This is a genomic window from Eubacterium sp. BIOML-A2 (genome assembly GCF_009680135.1).
GTDB classification, from domain to species: domain Bacteria; phylum Bacillota; class Clostridia; order Lachnospirales; family Lachnospiraceae; genus Faecalicatena; species Faecalicatena contortus_B.
On sequence record NZ_WKZK01000034.1, the window covers coordinates 12,131 to 38,745 of the forward strand.

Here is a 26,615-nt window from a genome sequence, read left to right on the forward strand (position 1 = left end):
CTATCGGAAATTTAGGTCTGCTTATGTGGCAGTTACTTATTTTACGATGTACTAGGCGCTTAGTTCAGCTTCACCGTATTACTTTCGCCGGTGCCGCCGTATGCTTTGTTTTTAAAAATAAAATAGTAAATACTAACGTTCCCACCAGGCATAGAACATTAGAGACCATGCCCCAAGTCAGCCCGAATGTCCCGCAGATCATTCCCATAATCCATGGAAAAACAGTATGCCCCATACTGATACTGACAAAGAAAACAACCGAGACAGTACTTTGGCAGTCCGCGCATTCCTTGTACCCTATGGTCAAAATTAACGGAATGGCCGCTCCTGCGAACAGTCCTGCCGCCGCATATCCAATCATTGCAAAAGCCATCACCGGTATCAATACGCCCGCCAGATGCAGCACAATGGCCAGCGCCAGCCCCACTGCCAGTATATACTCTTCCTTAAACCGGATCGTCAGCCTGGCACAGACCAGTCTTCCTATAACAAGGCAGACCCAGAACAATGAAGAACCCATACTTGCAGAAAATGTCCCGGCATCATATTGATACTGCAGATACAGCGGCACCCATGTGCTGATGCCGCCCTGATGCCCACAGTAAAAGAACATGGCAAATAATAAATATATAATAACCGGCTTTTTTAATATTCCAAAGTCCATACGGTTTTGATTTTGTGTCCCGATTGCCGCCGTTCTCACCGGGGCTTTCCCTTTGAGCAAAAAAACCACCAGCAAGACCACACTCCCGGCTCCGATATATCCATAGATCATCTGCCACTGGGGTAAGACTGTCAGAAGTTTCGCCGCCAGAAGCGGTCCGGCAAAGGATCCCGCGCCGAAGCAACCATGCAGCAGATTTATATAGAATCCTTTCTCTTCATCATGATATGCTGATATCTCCGTGTTTACCGTCAAATCCAGAAATTTGGTTGCTATTCCAATCAGAAGCAGCAATATAAGAAAAACCGTAAGGGTATCTGCCCTGCTTACAGCGAGCATCCCCAGCGCAAATACCGCGTATGTAATTAAAATCCATGTCCTGTTTTGAAAGTATTTCAATACAAAAGCGGATACAATTACCCCGGCTAAACAGCCAGTATTGTATAGAACTGTGAAAATACCGCCTTCCGAGACATCCATTCCAAAATCATTCAGGAAATCTACCATGAACGTGCCCAGAATAGATGTCCCTACCGCATAGGTAAAAAACAATGCATATATCAGTATAAAATATGTCGTATTTTTGTTCTTCATTTCGTTTCCTCCAATATTACTTTCTTAACATAACCGTGACGGTTCAGACAGGTCTGAACTGTTACACAGAATCCTCAAAAGGCTTTTCCAGTCTCTGTGAAAAGCCTTTTGTTTTCAAAATAATAATATCAAAGGTAAAATTACGACTCTATAATAATATTACTAAATTTTGTCAATATATTACTTATTTACTATACAGCACAAATTTTGTTATTTCTTCACTCCGGTGCACAAGCTGTCCGCGTCTGGGGCCGGGGGCCCTGCCTTCCTGGCGGAGGAGAGTTTATCTAACACAAAATAGACATATCCCCGTAAGAATCAGGGCTTGTACGTCCTGATTCTTACGGGGATATTTAACTGTAATGAAAGGGTGGTTTCAAATTTCCTTTAAATAGCAATGTGTCAATTCTATAACCAGATTTTTCATCTTATCCAGTTCTTTACGATTAGCCAAATTAATAACCCCCAGATTAAGACAATAGGAAAAGCATAGTACCACTTCTTCGGTCTGCCATTTTTCCATAGATCCCTGGCTGATTTACGATGATTTTCCATGATATTTTCTGGTATAAAGCTTATAGTAACTGCAACAAGGACAGGTAGTAAAATAATATCATCCAGATATCCTAAAACAGGTATGAAATCCGGAATTAAATCAATTGGTGAAAGAGCATAGGCAACTGTAATTGCAGAAAAAATCTTTGCTGCAATTGGAGTATTCTCGTCTTTTAAGGCCAAGTAAACAGCCGGTATATCCGTCTTAATTTTTTTCGCCCGTTCTTTTAGATTCATCATAATCTCCCTACCTGTATTAGTAATGCTTGTTTTAGGATCACCCGTTGCGATAACCAACTCCGGCTTTCTACTGTTATTACATCGCATGATAGGTCAATATAGGAACGGATAGTACAGATATACCAATAATTCTCCTGACATTTACTGTTATTATACGGCTTTAATTTACAATAAACCTTTTCAGAAACAGATATAGTTCCTTATTTGTCCTGCTGTTTATCCGTTCATCCTCAAGGTACTTTGGAAGTGCCTCCCCCGCAGGGCATTCCCCACAGATGTCTGCACCAATAACACCTCTGTTCACAAGCAGGAGTTCCAGAATCTCTTCCAGCATCCTGACAGACATTCCTCCCTGGCTCCAGTTTGTTCTTGCATAATTTTTCCCCAGTACATCCTTATCAATAGAAATGTACAGGGGGATATGCTCCGGTATCTTTTTCAAAGCCTGTCTTGCTTTATGCTGTTCCAGTTCCTGGAGACTGACACAGAGCAGCCGGCGCCTTCTGGCATCCGGTATTTCTTCGATCGTCCGGCTGTCCGGTCCGATCAGCACAAGCTGCTCCAGATATGGATGCGTGAAAAGCACCTCTCCCGCCCAGCTCCCGCAGCTTGTCAGGTCATGGACCAGAGGAATCTGCATGTCATTGTGATAATCAAACAATATCAGAGAGAACGGAAACTTGATTTTTTCCAGGAAAAGTTTCGTAACATAATGATAATTTCCCGAATCCAGAAAATGAATTCCCGAGGGGCCCCAGGACTTGAGTCTGCACCGGATCTCATCTTCGGCTTCGGGTGTACAGTACATGCTGCATTGCGGGATATCAGAACAGTCTATGTATTGGATGTCCTGCAGTTCTTTCCATGTCATTTCGGAATAGCAATGCGTAAAATCCATAATCAGATTTCTCAACTATCTGTTCTCCTTTCCTCTTGCTTCACCATTTTCCATGTCCCAGGATTTCCATTACAGGCATTTATCATATACTCCTGTTTCATGTTCTCCTCCATAAATCCTAACTTTTCTATATCTGCTGAGTGTTAACTGTTTAATGCTATTTCTACTGCCCGTTTTGCATGGATCACAGTTGTATCAAAAACAGGCAGTGAAGAATCTGCCTGATGTATAAGAAGTCCGATTTCCGTACAACCAAGGATAACGCCATCTGCCCCTTTATCTTTTAAACTATCAATGATCTTTTGGAATTTTTTACGGGATTCCTCCTTGATTTTGCCTATACATAGTTCTTGGAAGATAATATCATTCACAACATCAATATCTTCTACATCCGGAATCACCACATCTATGCCTCTGTCAATCAGCCTTTGCTTGTAAAATTCTTGTGTCATAGTGTATTTTGTTCCCAGCAATCCCACGCTCCGGATTTGACATTTTTCAAGCTCTTCTGCCGTGGCATCCGCTATATGTATGATAGGAATATGTATCATTGATTGGATTTGAGGGGCTACTTTGTGCATCGTATTCGTGCAAATCAGAATGAAGTCTGCCCCGGCAGCCTCTAATCCTTTCGCTGCATTGCCCAGAATATCTCCACTCTTTTCCCAATCACCGTTTGACTGACATTTCTCAATTTCATCAAATTCTACACTATAAAGAATAACCTTTGCAGAATGAAGTCCGCCAAGTCTGTTTTTAACCTCTTTATTTATGATTTGATAATATGGAACTGTACTCTCCCAACTCATTCCGCCAATCAGCCCAATTGTTTTCATTTCCAGACCTCCTCGAATTCTGATTTCCTTCCCGGCAAGCGAGAATTTACTATACTGTCTTACTGTAAACAAAACATTTTAATGGAACTCTGCCTTTCGGCATTTTCAAGATGATTTCTTTCTCTTCCGCTCTTTCAAATCCTCTATGCTCATAAAACTGATATGTGCAGGCATCATCCGTGTAAAGATAAAGCGTTTTCCCCTTTTCCTTTTCTTCCAAAGCATTGAGCAGAGCCGTACCTATACCCTTAATTTTGCAATCCGGGTCTGCAGCAAGAAATAGAATTTCACCATCAGGCGTATTGGATTTCAAATAATGTGCTAACAGTTCTTTTGTGGTATCCTCATAAAGATCAGCACCACCCTTAAAAAAAGTCCTCTGTATCACATCAACAATTTTAATGTAGCTTTTTTGCAGAAAACTCTGGTATTTCTTTTCTTCGCTTTTCATTTCTGCCAATAAAACACCTGCAAATTCACCATCTGCATATGCCGCCAAAATCTGTGTTGCACGATTTATTTCGAGATACCAAAAATATCTGCCATAAGCATTAAGCAGAAATTTATTGTCCAGATACCAATCAAAGTGCATACCCTTAATTGCAAATTGAATTGCTTTTTTATGATCTTTTTTTCGTATATCTTTAATTTCTATTTTCAAAACCATACCTCACTAAATTCTAATTGAATAGAATTGATGAACTAAATCGCAAATTAGCGGTAACGAAAAACGACATTCCCGTTAAAGTTTAAAATAGTAACCTATAATTACAGCCCGGAATCCTGATTATGGATTCCGGGCTTGATTTCTCTGTTTGTGATTGTTATAAGTTATTTGATACGGAGCGGTGGCAAGCCCGCTCAACCTCATCAAAAATAATTTCATCCATTGCTTTTAGTTCTGCGGTATCTTTCATTTGCTGGCGTTTCAGTTCTTTCATCCTTTTTTCAAGATCCCCCATTTTTTCAAACAACAAATCTAATTTTTCACTGTCTGTCATATGAATACCTCCAATAATTTTTTGTAAGAAACTTGCCTTCCTTAACTATCTTTATCGCACATCATTCATACGAATATTTCAAGCTTTTTTAATAACTATTGTATCACTTTTCTCTTTATATTTCCCAAAGATAATTCTCCTGGTATATATTAATATACGATATTCAGACGAATAAAACAATAGTATTCTGGGCGCACCAGAAATATTGGGGTTGATATTGGGCTTCATGGGTTTTCAGAGCCTATTGGCGGTTTTTGTCAACACAACTGTAAATTCGGGAGATTACTAACAGGCATATGATGTGTTTGGCAATTTTTATTTTAAGGAGCTGAAATTCCACCTTTTTTCCATTCCGCTCCTATGTTAAGATAAAGATAACTCAGCCGGCCGGCCCAAAAAGCCTATAAGTATTTCCCGGTATGTCCGTGTCACCACAATACGAGATTAACAGGAGGTTTCAATGTCAACGAAAAAAGTACTTATTATAGGAATCGTTTCCGTGATCTGTGTATGCATCGGAATCTTTTTCATAACCCGCCCACGCAGAGACAAAGATGTGGAGCCGGCCGAAAATGCAGAAAGCCTTCCGGGCGTATACACAGCACAGGAGATTGAAGACGCCAAGCAGATTGTCCGTGACCAATTTACAGAAACGTTCACCGGCTGTACTCTGACCGACCTGTGGTATGACGAAGAAATCAGCCGCAAACAGGCCGATGAATGGGCCGAACAGTATGAAGCCAAAGATGCGCTCGTCCTGCTGTCCAATTTCGATGTGGACGCTTCCGGAGGAGACGGAAGCCTGAATCCCAATTCCACCTACACTGACTGGAACTGGATTCTCGTCCGCAACTCCGATAGCGAAGCATGGACCCTAAAGACATGGGGCTATTGATGTGCCGGCTCATTCTCTGGAAGGTATATTTCCCGGCATTTTGCAATATAGTATATTAATTTTATTTTTTCGAGGCCGCCATGCAGACAGTTTCCCAAAAAACATTGGAAAGTACAATGTACTACCACAATATCCCTGTTTTTATCTACAAGATCCGTTATCCCTTTTTTACAACCACATGCAGCTTGGCTGCCGCCAGGAAGATTAACCAATACTATATCTGTAATTCCCGGGCGGCAGAAAATTACTGCCAAACAGTTCTTTTCCCCCAGGCCGTTGAGAGTGCCCGGTACATTCAAGATGATCATATTCCCTTTAATTCTTACGAGATGGATACCCAGTTCAAAATTACACTGAATCATGATTCTATCGCCAGCCTTTATAACGACCAGTATACCTACATGGGCGGGGCCCACGGCATGACCCGCCGGAACTCAGATACATGGGACTTTACTACCGGTTACCGTATCTGCCTCCGGACGATATATTCCGAAGATTCTTCTTATCCGGAAAACATATTGGAAGAGATTGAGAGGCAGACCGCAGAGCGTTTGGCGTCCTCCCCCTCTTCTTATTTTGATAATTATCCGACTCTTATACGGGAGCATTTTAATCCTCAAAGTTATTTTCTTGAACCGCGCAGTATTGTCATATACTATCAGCAGTATGACATTGCCCCCTATGCCACGGGAATCCCCGAATTCAGGCTTCCTTACCCGGAAAATATTACCTCTTGTATATAGAACATATGTTCTGATACAATTGTTTTAAAGGAGGTAGTATCCATGAATACTGTTATCTACCATATTGATGTAAACAGTGCGTTTCTCTCCTGGGAAGCCGCATACCGTCTTCATCATCTGGGCGGCACCCTGGATCTGCGCACCATTCCTTCCGCGGTTTCCGGGGATGTGGCCGCAAGGCACGGCATTATTCTGGCCAAAAGCACTCCTGCAAAACGCTTCGGCATCCATACCGGGCAGACGGTCCTGGAGGCCCGTCAGAAATGTCCCTCCCTTTATATGGTCCCCCCCAATTATGGACTTTACCAGAAATGTTCCGATGCCTTTATCAAAGTCCTGAACGAATATACGCCCATGGTGGAGCAGTACAGTATTGACGAGGCCTTTATGGATATGAGCAGCACCCTGCACCTCTTTGGAAGTCCTGCCGGAACCGCCATGAGGATCAGAGACCGTATCCGTGAAGAGCTTGGCTTTACCGTAAATATAGGGATTTCCAGCAACAAGCTGCTGGCAAAGATGGCCAGCGGATTTCGTAAGCCTGACCGGGTCCACACCCTTTTTCCGGAGGAAATCCAGGAAAAAATGTGGCCTCTGCCCGTCTCGGATTTATTTTTTGTGGGCAGGGCCACGGCCTCCAAGCTCCTGAAGCTTGGTATCCGAACGATTGGCGAACTTGCGGCAAGCGATCCCGAGCTTCTCTCCTCTCATTTAAAAAAACACGGCAAGGTTATCTGGGCTTTTGCCAATGGAATTGATTTTTCCTCTGTGGAGCCTGACCCTCCGCCGCAGAAGGGTTTCGGCAATTCTACCACCATTGCCTTTGATGTGACGGATGCCGGGATCGCCCACCTGGTACTTCTGGGGCTTGCCGAGACGGTGGGCTCCAGGCTCAGGGAGAATCAGGTACAGGCAGAACTGATGTCTGTGGGAATCAAAAGTTTTGATCTGAGCTATGCCAGCCATCAGATGATTCTGGACAACCCCACTAACATTACCACGGAGCTGTACCGTTCTGCGTGCCGCCTGTTTGACCAGCTCTGGGATGGCAGAACAGCAATCCGGCATCTGGGCATCCATACAGGCAGGCTGCAGGATGGGACGGCCCTTCGGCAAATGAGCCTTTTTGATACGGCGGACTACGCAAAGCTGGAAACATGGGACAGCACCATCGATTCTATCCGGAAGAGATATGGCATGGATACGGTCCGGCGGGCCGCTTTTCTGGACACGCCGATCGACCATCTGGAAGGAGGCATTTCCCGGGAAAAGCGGGATGTAGACTATTCGTGCCTTACTATTTTTTAATACAGGGATCTGTTAAGAGATGAAAAAGCTGATGTGTATCTTACGCTATAAGACAGGAGGTATATAAGTTATGGGTATGGGAATCGGAATTAATGTTCATACACCGGATGCCGGTAAGATCCGGGGACGCCAGGAACCAGTGGCCTGCGGTGTCTGGTATACAAGCACCGGAACCGCCATCCCAAAACTGATCAAATTCCAGGGGGAGGACGGCGAGATCCGCACACTGACAAATCTGCATGTGCTTTCCTTTGAAAAAAAGAATTACTGCGGCATTCCCACCGTAGAATACGAATGTGATGCAGTGGTAGATGCCCGCCGCTATCTCTTCCATCTGCTCTACTATGTAGAGCATCAGAAATGGACGGTGCTCTGGAAGTCCTCCCAGAGCATATGACCCGCCGGGGCCTTTTTTACTATTTCAGTTTTCCACTTGATAAATGCGTGCAAACTCTCTCACATGCCGCTCAAGAACCATAAGCGCTTCCTTTTCTTGCTCCGGCTCCTGGTCGTATTTATTAAGGAGGAAAAAAATGGGGGCATAAAAGTGAAGAGCCATCACTTCCGGATCTGCCTCTCTGAAGATTTTCCTCCTGCACATTTCTTCAAACAGGGCGCTCTGATAGGAGATGCTGGCTTCCATAAAGATCTGGCGGTATACTTTATATATGTCTTTGCTGCGGTACTGCTCTATCGTCAGCATCCTTCTGAACCTGGCAGCGAATTCGTCCTTCAGATAAAACAGAAAGATGCCCCTGCTAAGTGCCTGCAATGCCTCAAGCGACAGACCGCCATACAGTGCAGCGGCTTCTCCCATATCCGATTCACCCGGAAGGCCGAAATCCAGAGAGATCCGCTCCATCCTAAGGGACATCTCCTGTACAATCGTATCAAAAATCTCCTGTTTGCTTTTGTAGTGTTTATACAGAGAACTGTCTTTGATCCCCACTGCATCCGCAATATTCTTCACACTGGTTCCCTGATATCCCTTTTCCGCAAAGAGTGTCAACGCTTCCTCCATAATCCGTTCTTTCGTTGTCATACGTGTCTCCTCTAAATGTGCATGATTTATTCGCATTGCAGCAGCGCCTGTACTTCACTCTCCCGTCCAAACAGTACACAGCCGCCGCTGTGCTCTGCATTCAGCAGCCCACCGGCCTGAAGCCTCGCAAACAGGGGGGAACGAAGTACTTCCCGCAGACTTTTCCCCCGGATATTTGTATCTGAATATGGGGAAAACGGGCACGGTTCTGCCCCTCCGTCCGCGTTGATGTGGAAAAATCCCCTGCCCGCCGCCAGACAGCCGCCCGATGATTTCTCGTCTCCCGGGAAGGATATGTACAGCATGGACGTATTCCGGCTTCGAAGTTCTGCAAGTCTTTTATCCATAAAGGCCCGGTCTGCATCATCCGGCGCCAGCTCCTGCGTCTTCCCGTCAGCGGGAACATATTCCACATAAATCACAGCTTTACACCCGGCCTTTTCGAGTTCTTCTGTGAAATCGCAGGAAGTCACTTCTGCTATATTTTCTTTTGTCACAGTAATGGATGTGCCAAACAGAATTCCCGCTTTTTTCATCCGTTCCATGGAATCTGACAATATTTTATAAACGCCGTCTCCACGCCTCGCATCTGTTCTTCCCCGCTCTCCTTCAATACTGAAGACCGGCACCAGGTTCCTGTGATCGGAAAATAACTGTTCATAGGATGCATCCAGCATGGTCCCGTTTGTAAACACAGGGAATAAAATCCGCTTATGTACTGCCGCCTCTTCCAGAACATCCCGCCTTAATAGAGGTTCCCCTCCTGCCAGCAAAATAAAGCCGATTCCAGTCTCCTCGGCCTGTGAAAAAAGGTTGCCCCACTCTTCCCGGGTCATCTGCCTCTTTGTAATCTCTTCCTCACACAGATGGTTTGCCCGTGCATAACAGCCTTTGCAGTGGAGATTGCACAGACTGGTAATACTTGCTATCAAAAACGGAGGAATATGTTCCCCTCCCGCTTCCGCTCTTTGGCGCAGTTTCCGCGCTGCCCGCGAAGCTGCTGCATACTGCACCATAAATGCACTTTCCTTCGGATTGTCCAGGGAAGCTTTCAGTATCCCCTTTATAATATTTTCTACACCACCGCTTAAATATTCTTCTAATTCAAATGTCTGCATCCTTTCCCTCTTTTCTTTCTGCAAATATCAACCTGCCTTGCACAGTAAACGGACAGGCTAATGACCACTCGCTTTACATTTCCAGTATAGCTAGCGAACATTAGCCTGTCAAGAGCAGATAAAAATTTTTCTTTATTTGCAATACTTAAGGGGGTGTTTGGAAATGAAATTCACAAACTACATATTGAGGCAGATTATAAAGCCGGGCAGCAATATAGCGTATGAATCATTCATTTTCCAGCGCCCCCACAACTAGTTCTTTTTCTGTATCATACTTTCAAACTTCTTTTCCGACAATATCTCGTTTGTTACAAATTCTCCGTCATAGAAAAGACTGAAAGAGGTAAAGGGCGCCGGCGCACTTTGAGCCTGTTCTGCTGTTTCTATTTTTACCGAGCGCCACGGCACCTGATTTTTGAGTGCTGCCGCCTCCAGAATCGGAATATATTTTGCCGTAAACGGACATTGATTTGTATAGTATGCTACATATCCTTTCTCGTCCACATGGGGATTTTTCACATGTTCCATAAATGCCGGTTTGTCCACATTTTCAGTGAATGGCAGATACATCAGTTCATAAAAGGGCTCTGCCGTGTCCACCGTTTCGAATCCCTTATACTTCAAATATCCTGGATCCATCAGAAATGGCCGTTTCTTTGCGGAAGACAGTACAACAAGCCCTTTCTTCCCTTTTTTACGGCTGTCCAGGATACATTCTTCCAGCAGCTGACTGGAATATCCCTGTTCCTTAAACTTACCGGATACCCAGAAGCAGTCAATATACATATATCCCGGCGCTTTGACCGGCACCCAGGCCGACTCCGCAGGAATATATTCTATAAAGCATTTCCCCCGCACATCCCCCTTCAAAAATACCAGACCTTCGTCCAGTCTGTCCCCCAGCCATGCCTTCTTGGAGGCAACCTGGCAGTCCTTATTGTTGGAAATTGCACAGCAGATGTGTTCCTTCTCCAGATTTTCCTTTGTCAATACAATCAATTCCATATATGTTTTCTCTCTTTTCTCCGCCGCATAACCTGCGCAGCGATTATTTTCTTTATTCAGGTTAACATATAAAACATGACATCTGTATGTCATATATAACCCCTGAGAGGTAAAATAACGAAGACATTTCAATATTTTAATTTCAGTGAATTCAGTACTTCAAAATATCTATTGTTCTCTGATCCTTTTCCCCACAGAAGAATTTATCAAGCACTTGCTGAAACACTTCGCACTCCGGTTTTGCCAAAGCAAATAGTGTCATAGATGACTTCAGTTTCAGATGATCCGGCCAGCCCATCACATTAAGCGCATCGTTAGAATCTAAATCCAGCAGAGCCTGTGATATTCCTATCAAATTTCTTCCAAGGATCAAGTCTTCCATATATTCCTTCGCTTCATTCAGGTCTTTGATTGCATAATACTGAGACGCTGTACTATGACCAAGTCCTGCAATCTGCGGGAAAATAAACCACATCCAATGGCTTTTCTTCTGCCCGGCCTGTATCTCCTGCAGAGCAATCTTATAATAGTTCCGCTGTGCGGATAGAAAACGCTCTAATTCATCCTTCATTCTCATTCTCCATTATTGCATCCATATCCCCAAATCTCATAAGCACTATAGGCATGGTCAAAACGATACCCCAGCTTTTCTGCCAATGCGGCAGACCCTTTATTCTGAGCATCCCAGCTGGGATACCAGTCCCGTTCCAGGCATTCTAAAATCAGCTTTGCACCGGCAGCATAAGCGAGACCTTGTCTGCGATATTCCTCCTTTGTATCAATCTCTATTTCGATTCCGCCTATATAGCCTGCATAAGAAGAAGCACCGGAAACAATCTCATCTTCTTTCAAAATCACCACTCCCAGCCCATGGTCCCGGTACTCTGAATATTCTTTATATTGAGATACCAGATCCCGGCTCCATTCGAAAAGACTGCACTGCCTGAAAATGGATTCATCTATCATCTCTATCCGATAATCCGCCGACAGCCCGGCAACTGCTGCTTCTAATGCAGCTTTGTCGAAGATCTCTTTTTCCTTTTTAAAGGCATAGCGCACAACCTTTTTCGCCTTTTCCCCGTAATACTTTTCAATCACTTTGCTCCACTGATCAGTCTGCGGAATCATAATCATAAAGTCTTGTTTGCAGCAATCGGGCTTATATGCGGCTAATTCTTCATCCGGTTTTCCCGCCAGAAAACAAAAATCTCCTAACATAGCCATAACAGAGTTGGGGGCCTCTATATCATCCACATATATGTGCCCCATCACATTCTGCAGGCATGACCAGATAAGCGTCTCATCCCAGCCTGCAAAGAGCGGTTCTGCTTTGTGACGCTGCTGCAACATATATACCTTATTCTGCCGCTCTGCTGCAAACCCGCCCGCAGGACATGCACTAAGGGGTACCCCTGGGGATACCTTTTTACTGGCGTTACATAAATAATCATCTGCTTCTTTTCTTGATGTAAAAATGATGATCTCTTTTTCCTTCCGATATTTATTCAGCAGTTCATATATCTGCGGCAATTGCTTATCCGGGAAATCAATCATCCATTGTTTAAATTCTTCATCAAATTCCGATTCGACCCATGGCATATCCTCACGTTTTTTTCCTATGCGGGATTCTGCACCTGAAAGGCAGATTTCCAGCGGATAATCCATTAGAAAAACGGTGTCGCATGCTTTCAGACGGGCTTCAAGTGTTCTCTGATAATTACCGTCAATAATCCAGCTATCCTTTTTTATAATGTCATTCAACAGCGTATCAAACTCTTCTCTTGTGATATTTGTTTGATCCGGCTTATGCCACAGCATATCCAGGTAATATAGCGGTAATCCTGTCAAATTTCTAAGCCTCCGGGCAAATGTACTTTTTCCTGCACCAGGACTTCCAATAATAATTGCTTTTAACATAATTTTGTCCTTAATAATTGCTATTTTCTTTAAATTTTAAACCATACTTAGTACATCGAAAATTTAGGTTAGTTTAACAGCAAATTAATTATTATTCGAGGTACTAGGATGGTGACTATGGCTTTTCCCGGTGGGTTAGCTGGTAATCTTATTTATTTCAATCTACGCCGCATACGCAAGCGGTGACAAACTCTCTATCATTTAGGTAATCAATGCTACTTTATTTCAATCCACACCGCATACGCAAGCGGTGACGATTTCCGGACAGGAGACGTGTGGATCAAACGAGAATTTCAATCCACACCGCATACGCAAGCGGTGACCAATGATTTCAAAATACGGGATTCCAGGATTGCTATTTCAATCCACACCGCATACGCAAGCGGTGACCGTATCAGGAAGCATCCATCCTGTACGACAATAATTTCAATCCACACCGCATACGCAAGCGGTGACATGACCTGAAAGCAAAAGATGATGAGTATGCGAGATTTCAATCCACACCGCATACGCAAGCGGTGACAAAAGTTTCATTATCATTAAGATAAACATTTTGAATTTCAATCCACACCGCATACGCAAGCGGTGACTTCCCGTAAGCGATGGAGTTTCGATTTTATTCTATTTCAATCCACACCGCATACGCAAGCGGTGACTTGTCAAAACCACGTACCAATGCCTCTGCATTCTATTTCAATCCACACCGCATACGCAAGCGGTGACCCATTTACTTACGCTTCTGCTTGTCTTTTTCTTATTTCAATCCACACCGCATACGCAAGCGGTGACGAGTGGTCATGTTTTTGTTGCGGAAAAGAAGAATATTTCAATCCACACCGCATACGCAAGCGGTGACGATCGCAGATACAATATAAATTAACATTTAGGAGATTTCAATCCACACCGCATACGCAAGCGGTGACGCGATAATGATTTTACCAACGATGAGAGGTTACGAATTTCAATCCACACCGCATACGCAAGCGGTGACTGCATCTGGGCTAGTACCTAACATGTATTTTTGCGATTTCAATCCACACCGCATACGCAAGCGGTGACAGGATACAGGGACTGAGAGCTTTACAGAAAAAGAATTTCAATCCACACCGCATACGCAAGCGGTGGCAAATAGTGGGTTAAACTGACATTTAGTAAAGGAGATTTCAATCCACACCGCATACGCAAGCGGTGACGTGCGAGGGTTTCCCAGAAACGGCAGAACGGATAGATTTCAATCCACACCGCATACGCAAGCGGTGACGCATTCCCACATCGTATTCACAATGAGGGCATGTATTTCAATCCACACCGCATACGCAAGCGGTGACGTCCAGAGATATGACAGTATCAATGTTTGCGCTGATTTCAATCCACACCGCATACGCAAGCGGTGACGGACGCACAGCACCCTGAGTCCGTAAGTCTGGTAATTTCAATCCACACCGCATACGCAAGCGGTGACCAATTGCATCACCTTCTGGCACAATCGCTTATGATTTCAATCCACACCGCATACGCAAGCGGTGACGGCAGTGCATTCTTATCGGGACTACAAATTCTGAGATTTCAATCCACACCGCATACGCAAGCGGTGACAATCTCTTCCATTTTTACGTTCAGATATCGTTTATTTCAATCCACACCGCATACGCAAGCGGTGACAAGATTTGTTCCGTTAACTTCAGCAAAAGTAATTATTTCAATCCACACCGCATACGCAAGCGGTGACAGCAAAAATAAACAAATTTGATTTACTTCAAGATCATAATAATATACATTTCCCACAAAATCAATTGATTCATCTCATTAAATTTCTATTTTTTCCGTCTATATCTCCTTCCCCTCCTTATTTTTAAGGTGCGAATCTCCCGGGAAATTCCTGTCCGCTACCGATTCGCACTTTATTGTTTTTACACTTACTGCATTTCTCCTACGCCATACCCCAATGCTGTTTTAGCCCCTAATCCATATATTTCCACCATACATTTTACTGCTTCATCTATCCGTGTTTTTTCCTGTTTCCACAATTTTGTATTCTGACAGGCGATATGCAATTTAAATGTAACATCTTTTATACATATAAATGTAATGGGCACTACCTTTTGATTATCAGTCGGTGCAGCCTGCCGCTCGTAATAGTCTTTATAATGCGGACTTTGTGCATCTAAAGATATAGAAAAACTCTGGGGATAGGCATCAAAGAAAATCAATTTTTCGCCTTCTTCAAACAGCTGATACTCCACGCTCCCTGTATTATTTTCATCTTTCCTTTCAAAAAGTTCATTCCAACAGCTCCGTAACGCCCCCTTTATTGTACTGGCAGGTAAATATGGCACGCCATACAGTGGGTGCAGTTTCATCAATACATGGTCAGAATAAGCCGAATTCCCGCCTTCACCTAAAATCATTTTACTCGGGATGTGAAAACAATACTCCTCTTTTTCACTAAAAGCCCCTGCCATCTCCTTATTTCGCTCTAAAAGCTGCTTTAAGAATATTTCCATTTTCCTTCCGTAAAGTATTTCTGAAGAAAGCGTATGTTCATATTGGTTTTTTATGATTTCCGCTAAAAATGGGCTTTCCTTATACGAAGGCTTTCCTTTAATATATTTTTTTGTTTGGATACGAAATCGATTCTGTAAAAGATAAAGATTTACTTGGGTTACTTCCTTTTTATTCATCTGACATATGAAATCTACAGAGTCATTGGGCAGATAGCCCAAACGTTGTGTCACTTTTTCATTCTGACTATTTTGCCCCAGCCTGGCTGGCTGATAAATCTCTTTCATCTCAATCATTTTTCCCCTTCCTCCGGCTGTGCATGGCTTACTTCTCTGCTTTAATCATACCTTCTGCAAACCGCTTGATCCATAAGCACAGATGCATAATCTCGTCTGTATAGATCCGATATCCAGTGCTATCGAGTTTTGTAATCCGCTCCATCAAATCGAGGGGAAGCTTTGGATTTTCTGACTTTTGGGCTTGCTCCTCCTGCTGGTGCTCTAACGTTCTCCATGTCCAGCATTCTATTTCCTTATAAAGTATGTCATGAACATTCTTGACATCTTTTTCATTTTTCTTATCTTTCTTGTTTTGATCATTCTTTTTTGCATATAAAAACGCGATTGCATTACCCAAACCATTTACCTGGAGCATTGATGGAAAAGCTCTTGCCAAACTTCGAAATTCAGAATTATTAATGCCTGCTTTCCGCACCATTTCATAAGCCTCTTTGGACATTTCGTCATGGATTGCTCCCATCATTCCTCCTCCTTCCAAAAGCATTTTTTCACAAAACCTTTTCCTAATGAACTGTCTCCTCCGACTTGAAATATATCCTGGTTAAACTGATTTAGAAATTCTTCTCTAACCTCTTTTGGGGTCAGCTGTTTATTGAATTCACCGTCCGTATTCGCTCTTTTCTGAGGCTGGTTCGATTTTCCAAAAAAGAAGAGGCTGTACATTATAGTTTCCGGCGGCAGATATTCCTCCGTAAAAAGCGCATTACTTTGGGTAGTGCCTGTATCCGAATCTATTTTTATTCTGGTTGCCACCTCTGTGGAATGCTTGACAAAGTGGACAAAATCATTATCCTGCACCAGCACAGTATGACTGATAAATTGTTTCCAGTCCATTCCCATATCCTTCAGATGCGAGGATATCATCTCCAGCAGTTTTCCAAACGTCTTATTCTCTTCAGCTCTGTAAGTATAATCTTCCAGCATAATCTGCAGCTCAGCTGTATCTTTTTTCACTTCGTAAAAATTGCCTTTCCTCTTAGCTATTTCCAAGTTCTTTCGATCAGCATAATAGACGCTTCCTTCTTCCGGCTCCCACTTTTGATCCGTTCCGCCATAACCCACATGTATGCCGTTCTTTAATACACATTTCGAAACAATCTCATAATCTTTCAAAAAACGCTTCATTGCATAAGGGCAGGTTATCCATGCAAAAATTCCAAGAGCAGACTTGACCGGAAAGAATAAGAGCCTTGCATCGGTGATAGACACGGCGGATGCATAGTCCCCTTTGTCAGGATCTCCTAAAAGCATGTTTACGCCTGCATACACAGTGCCTTTCTTATTTAAGCCTTCTGAAGAACTCACGGCATTTCGAATACTGCCTTTTAAAGTAGACGCTTCTATTTTGGGAAATCCTGTATGTATCTCCCGCTGAAGCGGCAAATCTACATAACTTAATTCTGTCCCGCTTCCAACATGAGTTGGCGTAAGTGTCTGCATCATCATTAACGTAGATGTCTCTTTATCCATGAATTATTTCCTCCTGTTCTTTCCGCAGTTTTCCCACCAGGGCATATCCAAACCCTCTGTCACAATAACGGTATTTTTTATATTTCGGATATTCAAACCCTTTGCTTTCTCTATAATCGCTCATACATTTTCCATGGAACAGTTTTACTGCATCTGCAAAGGTGCCGGACAGCAATTCAAAATAATAGACACTTCCCGCCGGTACTGCAAATCGCATTTCCCTCGGATGATATCTGTCCTCTTCTTTATCAAACCCAAAACCGCCGCAGGGAATGTACCTTCCAACACAGGCCGCTAACAGCCTGACTTTTACCTGACGTTCCTTAAAGGTAAACATCCCCTCTAACCGATTCTCATCCACCCAGCCGGGAAGCCATCCCTTTTCAAAAATTGCAGGTGTTGCAAGATATATCTTAAAATACTTTGCATCCTCCTGCTTTACCTTTATCTGCAGGCTGCATGGACCTTCCTTGACAAAAGCCAGCTTACCTTCTCCGCCAAATCTCACCACGCCTGTCGTTTTGGAATCATGAATTCCCCCCGTTTCTTTGTTCTTATCTTTACAACCGGGCATGTCCCGTTTCCGAATCCTCACGTCTGCCGCCAGCTTTAACTCCTGATCCTTCGCAGGTCTGACCATGCTTATCTGATACAGTTGATGTTCTTTTGATGTTCCGCTTCCGGCATCAACTGCGATTCCGACCTTCTCTTCTTTTACCAGATATCTGTCATCCAAATCTATGCCGCTAAATTCCGCTTTCTCCGCATTTAAGTATGCCTCGATTTCCTGATCCGGCATGAATAAATTTTTTGGTTCCTTTTTCTTTTTAGAATGCCCCCCTCTTTGGCACAGACAATATTTTAAAGGAAAGTTAGAGACAGGTTTCGGTGTAAGCTCCATCGTACCAAGTCTTTCCAAGTCTCCTTTTGGAGAATCTCCACAATCACTTTCCGTCCCCTCCTGCCAGCTTAGATCTGCCGGTACAGGAAGCAGGAATTCATTTTCCAAAAGCAGTCCGTTAAAGCCGATTTGAATCTTTCCATCCACACCTGAGTTCATCCCCAGTAAATTTTTAAATGCTCCTGCATACACGGAGGGTAATGGCATATCCAGGCTCTCAATAGCCGTCGTTTCTCCCCCAGCCTCAAACGGTACGGACGTACGGAAGAAAAAATTATCCAGTGGTTCTATTAAATAATACATGATCCCGCCTCCCTTGCAAGAAATAATACCGCATTCAATGTGTCCAGAAAAGCATCCAGGCTTTCTTCTCTTTCATAAAAAAGTACCAGACAGTCCGCCAGTTCATCTGCATTCTGTGCATTAGAAACACTGACAGACTCTCTCAATAAAATCTCTGCCCTTGCTTTCTCCGGTCGGACGTCTTCCTTTAGAAAACAACGGAACAAAGTGATAATATTGTTCAGCAGGGCCCTGGGGCATTCATTCTTACAGATCGTCTCCAGCAGCCGCCTTAAATCCGTCATCTTCGGATAGGCGCATCCTGAATAATCATCGAATTTGTACGGTGGGGATGCCACTCTTTCTCCGCTCCGTTTCAAGATGCCCAGCACAAATGCGTCCTTTCCTTCTGCCTGTTTTGCTTTCATTTCCATCTCTTCAGCAGCAAGTGCAACCATTTTCAAAGGCTGCATTAGATGCGCTATCACTATTCCCGCCGAAAAAGTCAGCTTTACCCTCTCCTGAAATAATTTTTGCAGCTTATCCAGACACGCCAACAGTGTATCCAATGGTAAAAAACCGAGGAAATCCTCCCCTCCTGCATAAACCAGAAGTCCATTAAATTCCTTTAGGACATTGGGTATCTCTGACGCAAAATCGCTGATACTCCTGCTCAGTTCCTGCTGCTCTTTCACTGTATGCTTATTCAGAAATATTTCTCCCATATTATCGCCGTCAAATTTCAGCATTGCATAATAATCGCTGAGGGATATATCCTCTTCCTGTATGGTGTGATAAAGCTGCACCGCGTATTCCCACGCATCCTTATCATACTCTTCATAATCAGGCGGGTTGCCATGGCCGTAATCATACACAGCGTTAGCAATCTGATCTCCTGTCGGACTTACTGTTTTTCCTCCTGCCCTGTTCTCCAGATCTACTAAGATCTGCTTCCCGTTTTTTATTTTACCGATTTGATGCCTGAGCAGCATCTGACGCAATGAATACATTCCTAATATTCTGCCATAACTACGTTTCACCATGGCAATCGCTGAAAGTGCTTCTTTCGGCTTTACTGCGTACGTCAATTTGGGAACTTCGGAAATATCATAAACGTCTGTAGGATTTATATTTGCCGGATACTGCCTGACACCTGCACTTTTCCCGCATTTTGCATAGATGGCATTATATTGAGGAAATAGAGCACATTTTCGATTCCAGGGTTCTTGATTTTGAGAAAACGTTCGTATGCTTTTTACCAGATTCATCTTTCTGAAAAGCTTTTGGTACACTTCTGAATAGGGCTGGCTCTCATATTCCTCGGCAATCCAAAAAACCTCTAAAAAATCCCGGAGCTGCCGCGCCGCCGATCCCTCCTCTGTTTCCATAATTCCTACATCATTCAAATAACCCATGCAGACTGTAAAAAACTGTTTTTTAATATACAGTTCCAAAAATGTGGCAATCTCCTCCGGCGATTTTCCTTCTGTGAGGTTCAATTCTGCAATCAGCTTGTTCGGTATATTGGGGCAATTCCCCTCCCCTTTCTCTATAAAGGGGAATAAAATCCGAACTTCCTGCTGATGCTCCAAAATCTGAAGCGCATCCTGCATCAGACTTGATAAAAGGCGGCTTCCCGCAAACATGTCGCTTACCTTCCGCGAATTTACAATCAATGGCTGTACCGGCCCTATTGTAAATAACAGCAAATATCTCACACCTTCATCTCCCTTCTCGTTTTTGTACTATATCCTGTACTTTTCAACCATTTCGATAAATTGTTCACGCAGGGAGCAGTCTGCATCCAGTTCCTCTTTTAGATTTGGAAATGCTTTTACAAAGGTGTAAACCGGATATATCCCTTCATCTGTCTGTATGAACCCAATGATGAGTGAAGATGCAAAGCGTTCCTTTCCATCGATTTGTCCAATGGCTTTGCTCAACTTAAGTATCTGCCCATCTTTAAGGAATTCATATTTTTGTTTTCCCCTCAAATAATGGCATTCCGTATCAACCGCCTTCAAAAAAACATCCAGGCTTTTTTTGCCCCCGCTGCGTGAAGCAGATTCTTTCCATTCTGACAGACACTCTCCCAAAACAATTTTCTTTATGGCGGGCCGTTTCAGATCCCTATTACCAGAATTCCGCCCTTTCTTCTGTACGTACGGATATATTGTGCCGTCTCTTATTTCATATTTCTTTTCTTCTGGTTTTAGCTCTTCACTCGTTGCTTTCGCGATCTTGTTCAAACCATCGCAAATCCAGGCCAATGCCTGAGCCTTATCCTTCTGCTGATATTCGTCCGGCATGACTCTTCCCCTACCTTTTCTGCTGCGTTTTCCCATGCCGCAGAGAAGAAGCGCCAAAGCCGCCTCTTTCTTATACCAATCTATATCTGCTATTTTTGAAAGCAATTCGTTTTGAATGGATATCCGTTTGTCCATACTGATTCTTAGTTTAAACTCATCTTGAAGTATACAATTAAATATGGATCTCTGTCTTTTTTCATCATGCAGCAATAAACTCTCAGCCTCAAACCTTTCCTGTCTTGCCTGCATCAAAAACAATTGTACAGGAGATGCATGTCCTGCCTGTTCCTTTCTGTCTCCGGTACTTCCTCCGAAAAGTTCCGCCTCATCTTGCTTAAGCACACTAAGCTTAGCAGGACATGCAATCCGATATAAATAGCGCATCATGCCCTTCAGCTCCGTGGCTCTGAATTCAGGAAATTTTTGATTCTCACCATAACTGAACATAGGCGTCAGCAAATGGCCTGTTAGTGTTCTACTCTCCATGCTTTCCCTTCTTTCTATCCTTCTTTATGTATATAATTCTCAATGATGTTGTCTACAATTATTTGTTTTAATTCTTCTGTTTCTTTGTTTTTTTCTCTCTCTGTTTTTTCTGCCATAGCGGCTCCTTTCTGACCAACACAATCGTTTATGCTGCTTATTTCACTTAGAGGATTTTCTATATGCAATAATTCAGATGCGTCTGAACTGTTACTTCTAAATTATTTATAAGTTCCTCAAACTTCTATGTAAAATAAAAAGGCAATAAAATCCCCTTGAAATTTTCCAAGAAAACTTTATCACCACTTTTATATTTTATCATGTATTAAAAAAACCAACAATAGAATATGTCCTTTTTCGTACTATATTCTATAATAAAGCGTTTTTTCTTAAACACCATAGTAAACCATAAAACCACATGACAATTGTCATGAATATATTTTATTTCCATATATACATTGACAGGCGAGGTATACTATGCTTAAATGTAAGTACAGAAAAGGAGGTATGAATATATGTCAATAGCATCCGATTTGATTCGCGGACATACGGACACAATCATTCTGGCCCATTTGACCGAAGAAGACAGTTATGGATATAAGATCAACAAAGACATTCAGATAAAGACAGACAATCAGTATGAGCTCAAAGAAGCCACCCTGTATACGGCATTCCGTAGGCTGGAAAGCGCGGGATATATCTGTTCTTACTGGGGGGACGAGAACACAGGCGCCCGAAGGCGTTACTATTCCATCACGCCGGAGGGGGATCTGGCTTACCAGCGGATGAAAGCGGAGTGGGAGGAAGCCAAAGGGCTCATTGATATTTTAATCAGGAGTGGTGAGAAGAAGGAGGATACACATGGAAAATAAATTAAGAGCATATATGGATCATCTGTTCCGGGATGTCAAACCGACCAGGAAGTCCGTAGAGTTAAAGGAAGAGATTCTGCAGAATCTGGTCGATAAGTACCACGACATGATCGCAGAAGGCAGAACCCCCGAGGCGGCATACAACATAGCGGTTGCAAGCATCGGCGATATGGATGAGCTCCTGGCAGGGCTTCACGGGGCGCCATCCTCCGAAAGCCTGCCTGTAACGAAAGAAGCGCTGGATAAGGGACGCAGGAAGTCGGCAGTCCTGATTTCTGTTGCGGTAATGATGTACATTATGAGTGTTCTCCCTCCTATCCTGCTCTCCGATACTGTTTTCGAGAACAAACTAGCACCGGCTCTCATGTTTATTATGATTGCAGTCGCAACGGCACTGCTTATTTACAACAACCTGACCAAACCGCGCTACCAGAGAACCGATGACTCTATCGTGGAAGAGTTCAAGGAATGGCAGGAGCAGACGGATTCCAGCCGAAGAGCAATGAGAGCGCTCAGCAGCGCACTGTGGGCTGTCATTGTGGTTATTTACATCGTAGTCAGCTTCTGGACAATGGCATGGCATATCACCTGGGTCATATTCCTGATCGGTGTTGCAGTGGAAGGAATCCTGAAGGCTATATTTGAACTGAAAAAATAGGAGGCAATCATGAATAGAAGGCAATCGGCAGTCATCAGGATCATAGCCTGGACAATCGCGGCTGTGGCCCTAACTGTAATACTTATTCTCGGTCTGTTCGGAAAGATCAACGTCATTTCCATTGGAATCAACAACGGTTACAACTATGCTGATTCCGGAAAATATAAAACAGGAAGTGCCAAGATCGACGGAAATGAGATAAAAGACCTGGAACTCAACTGGCTTGACGGGCGGATCCATGTGGCAACATACGACGGCAAGACCGTACAGTTTTATGAAAAAGCATCACAGGATCTGAGCGAAAAACAACAGCTTCAATATTATGTTAAAAACGGCAAACTGATCATTCAATATCAAAAGGCACAGAAAAGGGGGTTTTTTAACAACTCCACTCTTCACAAGGAACTTTTTGTTAAAATTCCGGAAAAGACAGCAGAATCCATGGGTTCGTTCCGGATTGATACGATCTCCTCAGATGCAGAGATAAGCGGAATAACGGCAGACCAGTTCCGCCTGGATTCCACGTCCGGTGATTTTGATCTGACCGGCTGCAAAACCAGTGGGCTCTCCATGGACAGTACCAGTGGAAGTCTGACCGGAAACACACTGTATGTAGACGGCAAACTGGAGACGAATACAACCAGCGGCGATATACAAGTAGAAGGAAGCTTCCGGAATATTGATTCCGATACGGTATCCGGACTCATCTCCGTAACCTCAAAAGTCTGCCCGGATAAGATAAGAACCGACAGCGTCAGTGGTAATGCGTCCTTTACCATACAGGAGAACGACGGATTCACTTACAAACTGGACACCGTCAGCGGTTATTTTAACTGCGACTTCGAGATGTCACAGAAAGAAGGACGGGGTACTTATAAGGGCGGAGGAGCTTCCTTCAGTTTTGAGAGTGTCAGCGGAGGGGCTGAAGTGAAGAGACTGTAATGGACTTGACAGAAACGCAAAGGGGTCTGCCCCCTTTGCCCTTTGCATAAAGGTCTGCCCCCTTACACTAAGCAGGACACAGGAACAGTATAACTCATACATGTTATACTGTTCCTGTGGATTTATAAAATAACTGCTTCTTATTAGTATCTACTAACATACTGCCGCTCACGATTCCCCTGCTATAACCGGCAGGCTCCGCAGCACGGGATCTGTAATATATTCCATAATCTGTTTTGCCTGAAACTGCAACGGTCCCGCCGATCCTGCAGCTATCACCTGGGTATAGTCACTGAACTCCTTTTGAAGCATTAACATAGATTGTGACGACAGAAGAGGTCTTGGTTTTATCCCGAAGCTATTTTGGTATGTTGAGGAAAATTGATTTCTGTCTGCATTGTTTTATAACTCAAAACGTGATATGCTACTTTTATAATGCATGGTAGGAGGATTTTATTAGTTACAAGACAACAGATGGATTGATGCGCCATCTTAGGGATAATGGAATAACAATATCGGGAACTGCGCAAAAAAGGCAGTTGATTAATACCGGCTATTTCCATGGGTATAAAGGATACCGCTTTTTCAAAAATGCTGGTACAAGATTACCATTCACTACATATAACGAAATATATGCAACGATACAATACGACTCAGCATTAAAAGCACTTTTGTACGGAAAAATGATGTTTATTGAGACTGCAATTAAGAATATTGCATTAGAGGGGATTTTGATTGGTGCAAATTCTGAAAGCATTCAGGCAATGTATGACAAGGTCGTAAGCGGGTACCACAATGCACCAGCTTCATATACACCTGAGCAAAAGAAAAAGCTACAACAGAATAAGTTAAATTTGCAAAATTCGATTCAAGCTAACCTTGCAAGAGCATATCGTGGCAATAATCCCAAAATAACACATTTTTATAATAACGTTGGATATTCAGATGTCCCAATATGGGCTTTATTTGAGATAATGACGATGGGTGATTTAGGTTATCTGCTTTCCTGTCTGACCTACGATGTGAGAGATAATATTTCAAAGAGGCTTGGGCTCAATCTTGCAAGTGATACAGATAGACAATTACTGTATAAGTATATTTACACCTTGAAAGATTTGCGGAATGCAATAGCACACAACGCTGTTGTTTTCGATACGAGGTTTAGAAACATTGATCCTACTCCAGCTATGAAACAATGCCTGAAAAATGAAGTCGGCGTCCCATATATTAATTTCAAGACCATCGGAGATTACATACTTCTCATGTGTTACTATTTAAAGCTGTTACATATGCCTAAAACGGAAATCAAGGCATTCATTCGCGAATTTGAGAAAATTACAGACGATTACAGAGCAGCAGTCAATTCCTCAGTTGCTTCGCTTGTCATTCACCCGGACTTGTCAGTACGCATGCAAGCTTTGAAAAATTTCGTTTAAGTCTTGCATATTCTGGCGAGAAGCAGTATACTATAAATAATAATTGGGGTATGTGTTCGCGGACACATACTTGAGAGAGTCGGAGAAATTCGACTCTCTTTGCATTTATTTAGGTGAAAACCATGGTCGAGAGGACGGAAATCTCTCTAAATATTTAAAGAAAAAATGATACAAATATGTATTTACATAAAATGGGAACCAAGATGATTCTTGACGCTCTAAGGCATCCGCCAGGGGTACCCCCTTAGGTCAAAGCCCGCCCCACTTCGTGGTGGATGTTAAGCACAGAATAAACCGAATACAGTAATTAAGTGCAAAGAGGAGAATGGGTATGGATATAAAATCTTTATTTAACACAAAGCAAACAATACTGGAGAGTAAACTGAGTGTTTTATTAGAACATCCGGTAACAAAGGGAGAGCATTGTGAAAGTGCATGGATAGATTTTTTCAGAAGCTTTTTACCAAATAAGTATGCGGTGGACAAAGGTTTTGTTTTCGATTCTAAGGGGAATGTAAGTGACCAGATAGATATTATCATTTATGATGCTTTATATGCTCCTTTGATATTTGGAACGGATGCTGGTGAAAAGTTTATAACAGCAGAAAGCGTGTATGCTGTTTTTGAATCTAAACCGAAAATTAATAAAAAAACTTTAGCGTATGCAAATAATAAAATAGAGAGTGTAAATGTTCTTGAACGTTCAGCCAGGGGAGTGATTAATGCTGGTAAATATTATCCGCCACGTAACTTGACCAAGATTATTGGAGGTATTTTATCAATTGATTCCATTAATATTGATAAAATTGAAAAGCATCTGAATTTATTTAAATATATTGATCTTGGATGTGCAATTAAAAATCATTCATTTTTAGTTAATAGAGAGTCAAAACTCTCTCTATTGCATGCTTCTGGTGAGGAAACAGTTTTAGCGTTTTTCTATATGATTTTAGATGAATTGTATAAGTTAGGGACGGTTGCCGGTATTGATATTAGAAACTATGCAAACGCAAATTTAGATAACTTTAAATTTGATTTAGATAAAAAATAGTTGAGAATTTTTGTCGTGGGCTTGATATAAGGGTGACGGAGATAGTGGCGACAAAATGCAATAATGTTAGACTAAATATGCTAAGAACGCATGTGAATATTCGATTTTATCTATGAAGCGATTACAATAAGGAAATTATTGTGATATATTTTAATACAATTTTTCTATTTCACCAAGCTAACAAATAGGGGAACGATCCAAACGGCTAAAATGCTGATAGAGGCTCAAAACGAAGAAGAATTTGCTGCTATCTGGATCGCCGCCACTGCGAAAGAGCTGTCCGAGTACGGAAGCGAATCTGATGTTCAGTACTATTCCGACATACTTTACATGGCAGCGTGCAAATTTTTACAAGATCGCTATTGTTTGTGGCACCATGCAATGAAAAGACTGGTGCCACAAATAATAGTTCCAAAATCGGTTATTAAAAGTGTCGTCTGCAAAGATGCGAAACCGGTCATAGGACTTATACAAATGAACACATTGTTGCTAAAAAGCTCTTGGAGCATTTTACGATATTCATCCTTAGAAGACGACGATTTGCCGGAGTCCTGTTGACATAAAAGCATCTAAACGATTCAAAAAACAATCACA

At 42.7% G+C, this 26,615-nt stretch carries 26 protein-coding genes and 1 CRISPR repeat array; of the genes, 9 read left to right on the forward strand and 17 right to left on the reverse strand.

Features of this window, described 5'->3' with window-relative positions; genetic code table 11:
- Nucleotides 1-70: 70 nt before the first annotated feature.
- From GKG43_RS12930 to GKG43_RS12955, 6 genes are all read right to left on the reverse strand, one after another.
- Entirely contained in the window at nt 71-1,258 is a 1,188-nt protein-coding gene (locus GKG43_RS12930; protein WP_055150475.1) for an MFS transporter, read from the reverse strand.
- Nucleotides 1,259-1,681: 423 nt separating this feature from the next.
- A complete protein-coding gene (locus tag GKG43_RS12935) occupies nt 1,682-2,050 on the reverse strand; it encodes a YkvA family protein (protein WP_055150478.1) in 369 nt (122 codons plus the stop codon).
- Nucleotides 2,051-2,213: 163 nt separating this feature from the next.
- Nucleotides 2,214-2,966, reverse strand: a complete 753-nt coding sequence (locus GKG43_RS12940; RefSeq protein WP_083486988.1) for an arginase family protein — start codon at nt 2,964-2,966, stop codon at nt 2,214-2,216.
- Nucleotides 2,967-3,094: 128 nt separating this feature from the next.
- The gene (locus GKG43_RS12945; protein ID WP_050639697.1) at nt 3,095-3,787 is read right to left on the reverse strand and encodes an aspartate/glutamate racemase family protein; all 693 of its coding nucleotides are present in this window, start codon (nt 3,785-3,787) and stop codon (nt 3,095-3,097) included.
- Between the two features lie 49 nt (nt 3,788-3,836).
- Nucleotides 3,837-4,454 (reverse strand): GNAT family N-acetyltransferase, encoded by a 618-nt coding sequence (locus GKG43_RS12950; protein WP_278312351.1) that lies wholly within the window; start codon nt 4,452-4,454, stop codon nt 3,837-3,839.
- Nucleotides 4,455-4,611: 157 nt separating this feature from the next.
- A complete protein-coding gene (locus GKG43_RS12955; RefSeq protein ID WP_154253391.1) occupies nt 4,612-4,788 on the reverse strand; it encodes a hypothetical protein in 177 nt (58 codons plus the stop codon).
- Nucleotides 4,789-5,248: 460 nt separating this feature from the next.
- On the opposite strand from GKG43_RS12955, the gene GKG43_RS23360 reads away from it, so the two are divergent.
- The 4 genes from GKG43_RS23360 (at nt 5,249) to GKG43_RS12975 (ending at nt 8,131) form a co-directional block, all read left to right on the forward strand.
- On the forward strand, nt 5,249-5,683 hold the full coding sequence (locus tag GKG43_RS23360) for a hypothetical protein (protein ID WP_055150484.1): 435 nt from the start codon (nt 5,249-5,251) through the stop codon (nt 5,681-5,683).
- 80 nt (nt 5,684-5,763) lie between these two features.
- Nucleotides 5,764-6,426 carry a DUF3298 and DUF4163 domain-containing protein gene (locus tag GKG43_RS12965; protein ID WP_055150487.1) on the forward strand — a complete coding sequence of 221 codons (663 nt, stop codon included), beginning with the start codon at nt 5,764-5,766 and terminating at the stop codon, nt 6,424-6,426.
- 42 nt (nt 6,427-6,468) lie between these two features.
- Nucleotides 6,469-7,734: a DNA polymerase IV gene (locus GKG43_RS12970; RefSeq protein ID WP_055150490.1), complete on the forward strand. Its 1,266-nt coding sequence runs from the start codon at nt 6,469-6,471 to the stop codon at nt 7,732-7,734.
- 70 nt (nt 7,735-7,804) lie between these two features.
- Entirely contained in the window at nt 7,805-8,131 is a 327-nt protein-coding gene (locus GKG43_RS12975; protein ID WP_025656968.1) for a hypothetical protein, read from the forward strand.
- 24 nt (nt 8,132-8,155) lie between these two features.
- On the opposite strand, the gene GKG43_RS12980 is transcribed toward GKG43_RS12975, so the two are convergent.
- The 11 genes from GKG43_RS12980 to GKG43_RS13035 all read right to left on the reverse strand — a co-directional run bounded on the left by GKG43_RS12980 (nt 8,156) and on the right by GKG43_RS13035 (nt 21,065).
- Nucleotides 8,156-8,776, reverse strand: a complete 621-nt coding sequence (locus tag GKG43_RS12980; protein WP_050639692.1) for a TetR/AcrR family transcriptional regulator — start codon at nt 8,774-8,776, stop codon at nt 8,156-8,158.
- A gap of 26 nt (nt 8,777-8,802) precedes the next feature.
- The gene (locus GKG43_RS12985; protein ID WP_055150494.1) at nt 8,803-9,894 is read right to left on the reverse strand and encodes a radical SAM protein; all 1,092 of its coding nucleotides are present in this window, start codon (nt 9,892-9,894) and stop codon (nt 8,803-8,805) included.
- Nucleotides 9,895-10,146: 252 nt separating this feature from the next.
- Complete coding sequence (locus GKG43_RS12990) at nt 10,147-10,899, reverse strand: YoaP domain-containing protein (protein ID WP_055150556.1); 753 nt, start codon at nt 10,897-10,899, stop codon at nt 10,147-10,149.
- Nucleotides 10,900-11,050: 151 nt separating this feature from the next.
- On the reverse strand, nt 11,051-11,470 hold the full coding sequence (locus GKG43_RS12995; RefSeq protein ID WP_083486989.1) for a DUF1810 domain-containing protein: 420 nt from the start codon (nt 11,468-11,470) through the stop codon (nt 11,051-11,053).
- Nucleotides 11,471-11,472: 2 nt separating this feature from the next.
- On the reverse strand, nt 11,473-12,816 hold the full coding sequence (locus GKG43_RS23715; protein ID WP_330377502.1) for a GNAT family N-acetyltransferase: 1,344 nt from the start codon (nt 12,814-12,816) through the stop codon (nt 11,473-11,475).
- Nucleotides 12,817-12,970: 154 nt separating this feature from the next.
- Nucleotides 12,971-14,545: direct repeats of the CRISPR family, unit length 33 nt; unit sequence ATTTCAATCCACACCGCATACGCAAGCGGTGAC.
- A gap of 187 nt (nt 14,546-14,732) precedes the next feature.
- A complete protein-coding gene (gene cmr6, locus GKG43_RS13010; protein ID WP_055150500.1) occupies nt 14,733-15,614 on the reverse strand; it encodes a type III-B CRISPR module RAMP protein Cmr6 in 882 nt (293 codons plus the stop codon).
- A gap of 28 nt (nt 15,615-15,642) precedes the next feature.
- Nucleotides 15,643-16,080, reverse strand: a complete 438-nt coding sequence (cmr5, locus tag GKG43_RS13015; protein ID WP_157355603.1) for a type III-B CRISPR module-associated protein Cmr5 — start codon at nt 16,078-16,080, stop codon at nt 15,643-15,645.
- A complete protein-coding gene (gene cmr4 / locus GKG43_RS13020; protein ID WP_055150505.1) occupies nt 16,077-17,087 on the reverse strand; it encodes a type III-B CRISPR module RAMP protein Cmr4 in 1,011 nt (336 codons plus the stop codon). Before cmr4 ends, cmr5 begins: the two co-directional genes overlap by 4 nt.
- Nucleotides 17,080-18,291, reverse strand: coding sequence for a type III-B CRISPR module-associated protein Cmr3 (cmr3, locus tag GKG43_RS13025; RefSeq protein WP_055150508.1), 1,212 nt, complete (start codon nt 18,289-18,291; stop codon nt 17,080-17,082). The genes cmr4 and cmr3 overlap by 8 nt, the downstream gene beginning before the upstream one ends.
- A complete protein-coding gene (cas10, locus tag GKG43_RS13030; protein ID WP_055150511.1) occupies nt 18,279-19,988 on the reverse strand; it encodes a type III-B CRISPR-associated protein Cas10/Cmr2 in 1,710 nt (569 codons plus the stop codon). Before cas10 ends, cmr3 begins: the two co-directional genes overlap by 13 nt.
- Nucleotides 19,989-20,015: 27 nt before the next feature.
- Nucleotides 20,016-21,065: an RAMP superfamily CRISPR-associated protein gene (locus GKG43_RS13035; protein ID WP_129879193.1), complete on the reverse strand. Its 1,050-nt coding sequence runs from the start codon at nt 21,063-21,065 to the stop codon at nt 20,016-20,018.
- Between the two features lie 512 nt (nt 21,066-21,577).
- Between GKG43_RS13035 and GKG43_RS13040 the strand changes: the two genes are divergently transcribed.
- The 5 genes from GKG43_RS13040 to GKG43_RS13060 all read left to right on the forward strand — a co-directional run bounded on the left by GKG43_RS13040 (nt 21,578) and on the right by GKG43_RS13060 (nt 26,021).
- Nucleotides 21,578-21,934: a PadR family transcriptional regulator gene (locus GKG43_RS13040; RefSeq protein WP_055150517.1), complete on the forward strand. Its 357-nt coding sequence runs from the start codon at nt 21,578-21,580 to the stop codon at nt 21,932-21,934.
- Entirely contained in the window at nt 21,924-22,592 is a 669-nt protein-coding gene (locus tag GKG43_RS13045) for a permease prefix domain 1-containing protein (protein ID WP_050639682.1), read from the forward strand. Before GKG43_RS13040 ends, GKG43_RS13045 begins: the two co-directional genes overlap by 11 nt.
- A gap of 9 nt (nt 22,593-22,601) precedes the next feature.
- Nucleotides 22,602-23,534, forward strand: coding sequence for a DUF4097 family beta strand repeat-containing protein (locus tag GKG43_RS13050; RefSeq protein ID WP_055150520.1), 933 nt, complete (start codon nt 22,602-22,604; stop codon nt 23,532-23,534).
- Nucleotides 23,535-24,016: 482 nt separating this feature from the next.
- Nucleotides 24,017-24,970, forward strand: a complete 954-nt coding sequence (locus GKG43_RS13055; protein WP_154253390.1) for an Abi family protein — start codon at nt 24,017-24,019, stop codon at nt 24,968-24,970.
- Between the two features lie 331 nt (nt 24,971-25,301).
- Nucleotides 25,302-26,021: a DUF6602 domain-containing protein gene (locus GKG43_RS13060; RefSeq protein ID WP_055150526.1), complete on the forward strand. Its 720-nt coding sequence runs from the start codon at nt 25,302-25,304 to the stop codon at nt 26,019-26,021.
- Nucleotides 26,022-26,615 lie beyond the last annotated feature (594 nt).

Excerpts from the sequence above, each read along its gene's own strand:
- GKG43_RS12930 (WP_055150475.1), bottom strand. The coding sequence starts at position 1,258 with ATGAAGAACAAAAATACGACATATTTTATACTGATATATGCATTGTTT.
- GKG43_RS12935 (WP_055150478.1), bottom strand. The coding sequence starts at position 2,050 with ATGAATCTAAAAGAACGGGCGAAAAAAATTAAGACGGATATACCGGCT.
- GKG43_RS12945 (WP_050639697.1), bottom strand. The coding sequence starts at position 3,787 with ATGAAAACAATTGGGCTGATTGGCGGAATGAGTTGGGAGAGTACAGTT.
- GKG43_RS12950 (WP_278312351.1), bottom strand. The coding sequence starts at position 4,454 with ATGGTTTTGAAAATAGAAATTAAAGATATACGAAAAAAAGATCATAAA.
- GKG43_RS12955 (WP_154253391.1), bottom strand. The coding sequence starts at position 4,788 with ATGACAGACAGTGAAAAATTAGATTTGTTGTTTGAAAAAATGGGGGAT.
- GKG43_RS23360 (WP_055150484.1), top strand. The coding sequence starts at position 5,249 with ATGTCAACGAAAAAAGTACTTATTATAGGAATCGTTTCCGTGATCTGT.
- GKG43_RS12965 (WP_055150487.1), top strand. The coding sequence starts at position 5,764 with ATGCAGACAGTTTCCCAAAAAACATTGGAAAGTACAATGTACTACCAC.
- GKG43_RS12970 (WP_055150490.1), top strand. The coding sequence starts at position 6,469 with ATGAATACTGTTATCTACCATATTGATGTAAACAGTGCGTTTCTCTCC.
- GKG43_RS12975 (WP_025656968.1), top strand. The coding sequence starts at position 7,805 with ATGGGTATGGGAATCGGAATTAATGTTCATACACCGGATGCCGGTAAG.
- GKG43_RS12980 (WP_050639692.1), bottom strand. The coding sequence starts at position 8,776 with ATGACAACGAAAGAACGGATTATGGAGGAAGCGTTGACACTCTTTGCG.
- GKG43_RS12985 (WP_055150494.1), bottom strand. The coding sequence starts at position 9,894 with ATGCAGACATTTGAATTAGAAGAATATTTAAGCGGTGGTGTAGAAAAT.
- GKG43_RS12990 (WP_055150556.1), bottom strand. The coding sequence starts at position 10,899 with ATGGAATTGATTGTATTGACAAAGGAAAATCTGGAGAAGGAACACATC.
- GKG43_RS12995 (WP_083486989.1), bottom strand. The coding sequence starts at position 11,470 with ATGAAGGATGAATTAGAGCGTTTTCTATCCGCACAGCGGAACTATTAT.
- GKG43_RS23715 (WP_330377502.1), bottom strand. The coding sequence starts at position 12,816 with ATGTTAAAAGCAATTATTATTGGAAGTCCTGGTGCAGGAAAAAGTACA.
- cmr6 (WP_055150500.1), bottom strand. The coding sequence starts at position 15,614 with ATGATTGAGATGAAAGAGATTTATCAGCCAGCCAGGCTGGGGCAAAAT.
- cmr5 (WP_157355603.1), bottom strand. The coding sequence starts at position 16,080 with ATGATGGGAGCAATCCATGACGAAATGTCCAAAGAGGCTTATGAAATG.
- cmr4 (WP_055150505.1), bottom strand. The coding sequence starts at position 17,087 with ATGGATAAAGAGACATCTACGTTAATGATGATGCAGACACTTACGCCA.
- cmr3 (WP_055150508.1), bottom strand. The coding sequence starts at position 18,291 with ATGTATTATTTAATAGAACCACTGGATAATTTTTTCTTCCGTACGTCC.
- GKG43_RS13035 (WP_129879193.1), bottom strand. The coding sequence starts at position 21,065 with ATGGAGAGTAGAACACTAACAGGCCATTTGCTGACGCCTATGTTCAGT.
- GKG43_RS13040 (WP_055150517.1), top strand. The coding sequence starts at position 21,578 with ATGTCAATAGCATCCGATTTGATTCGCGGACATACGGACACAATCATT.
- GKG43_RS13045 (WP_050639682.1), top strand. The coding sequence starts at position 21,924 with ATGGAAAATAAATTAAGAGCATATATGGATCATCTGTTCCGGGATGTC.
- GKG43_RS13050 (WP_055150520.1), top strand. The coding sequence starts at position 22,602 with ATGAATAGAAGGCAATCGGCAGTCATCAGGATCATAGCCTGGACAATC.
- GKG43_RS13055 (WP_154253390.1), top strand. The coding sequence starts at position 24,017 with ATGCGCCATCTTAGGGATAATGGAATAACAATATCGGGAACTGCGCAA.
- GKG43_RS13060 (WP_055150526.1), top strand. The coding sequence starts at position 25,302 with ATGGATATAAAATCTTTATTTAACACAAAGCAAACAATACTGGAGAGT.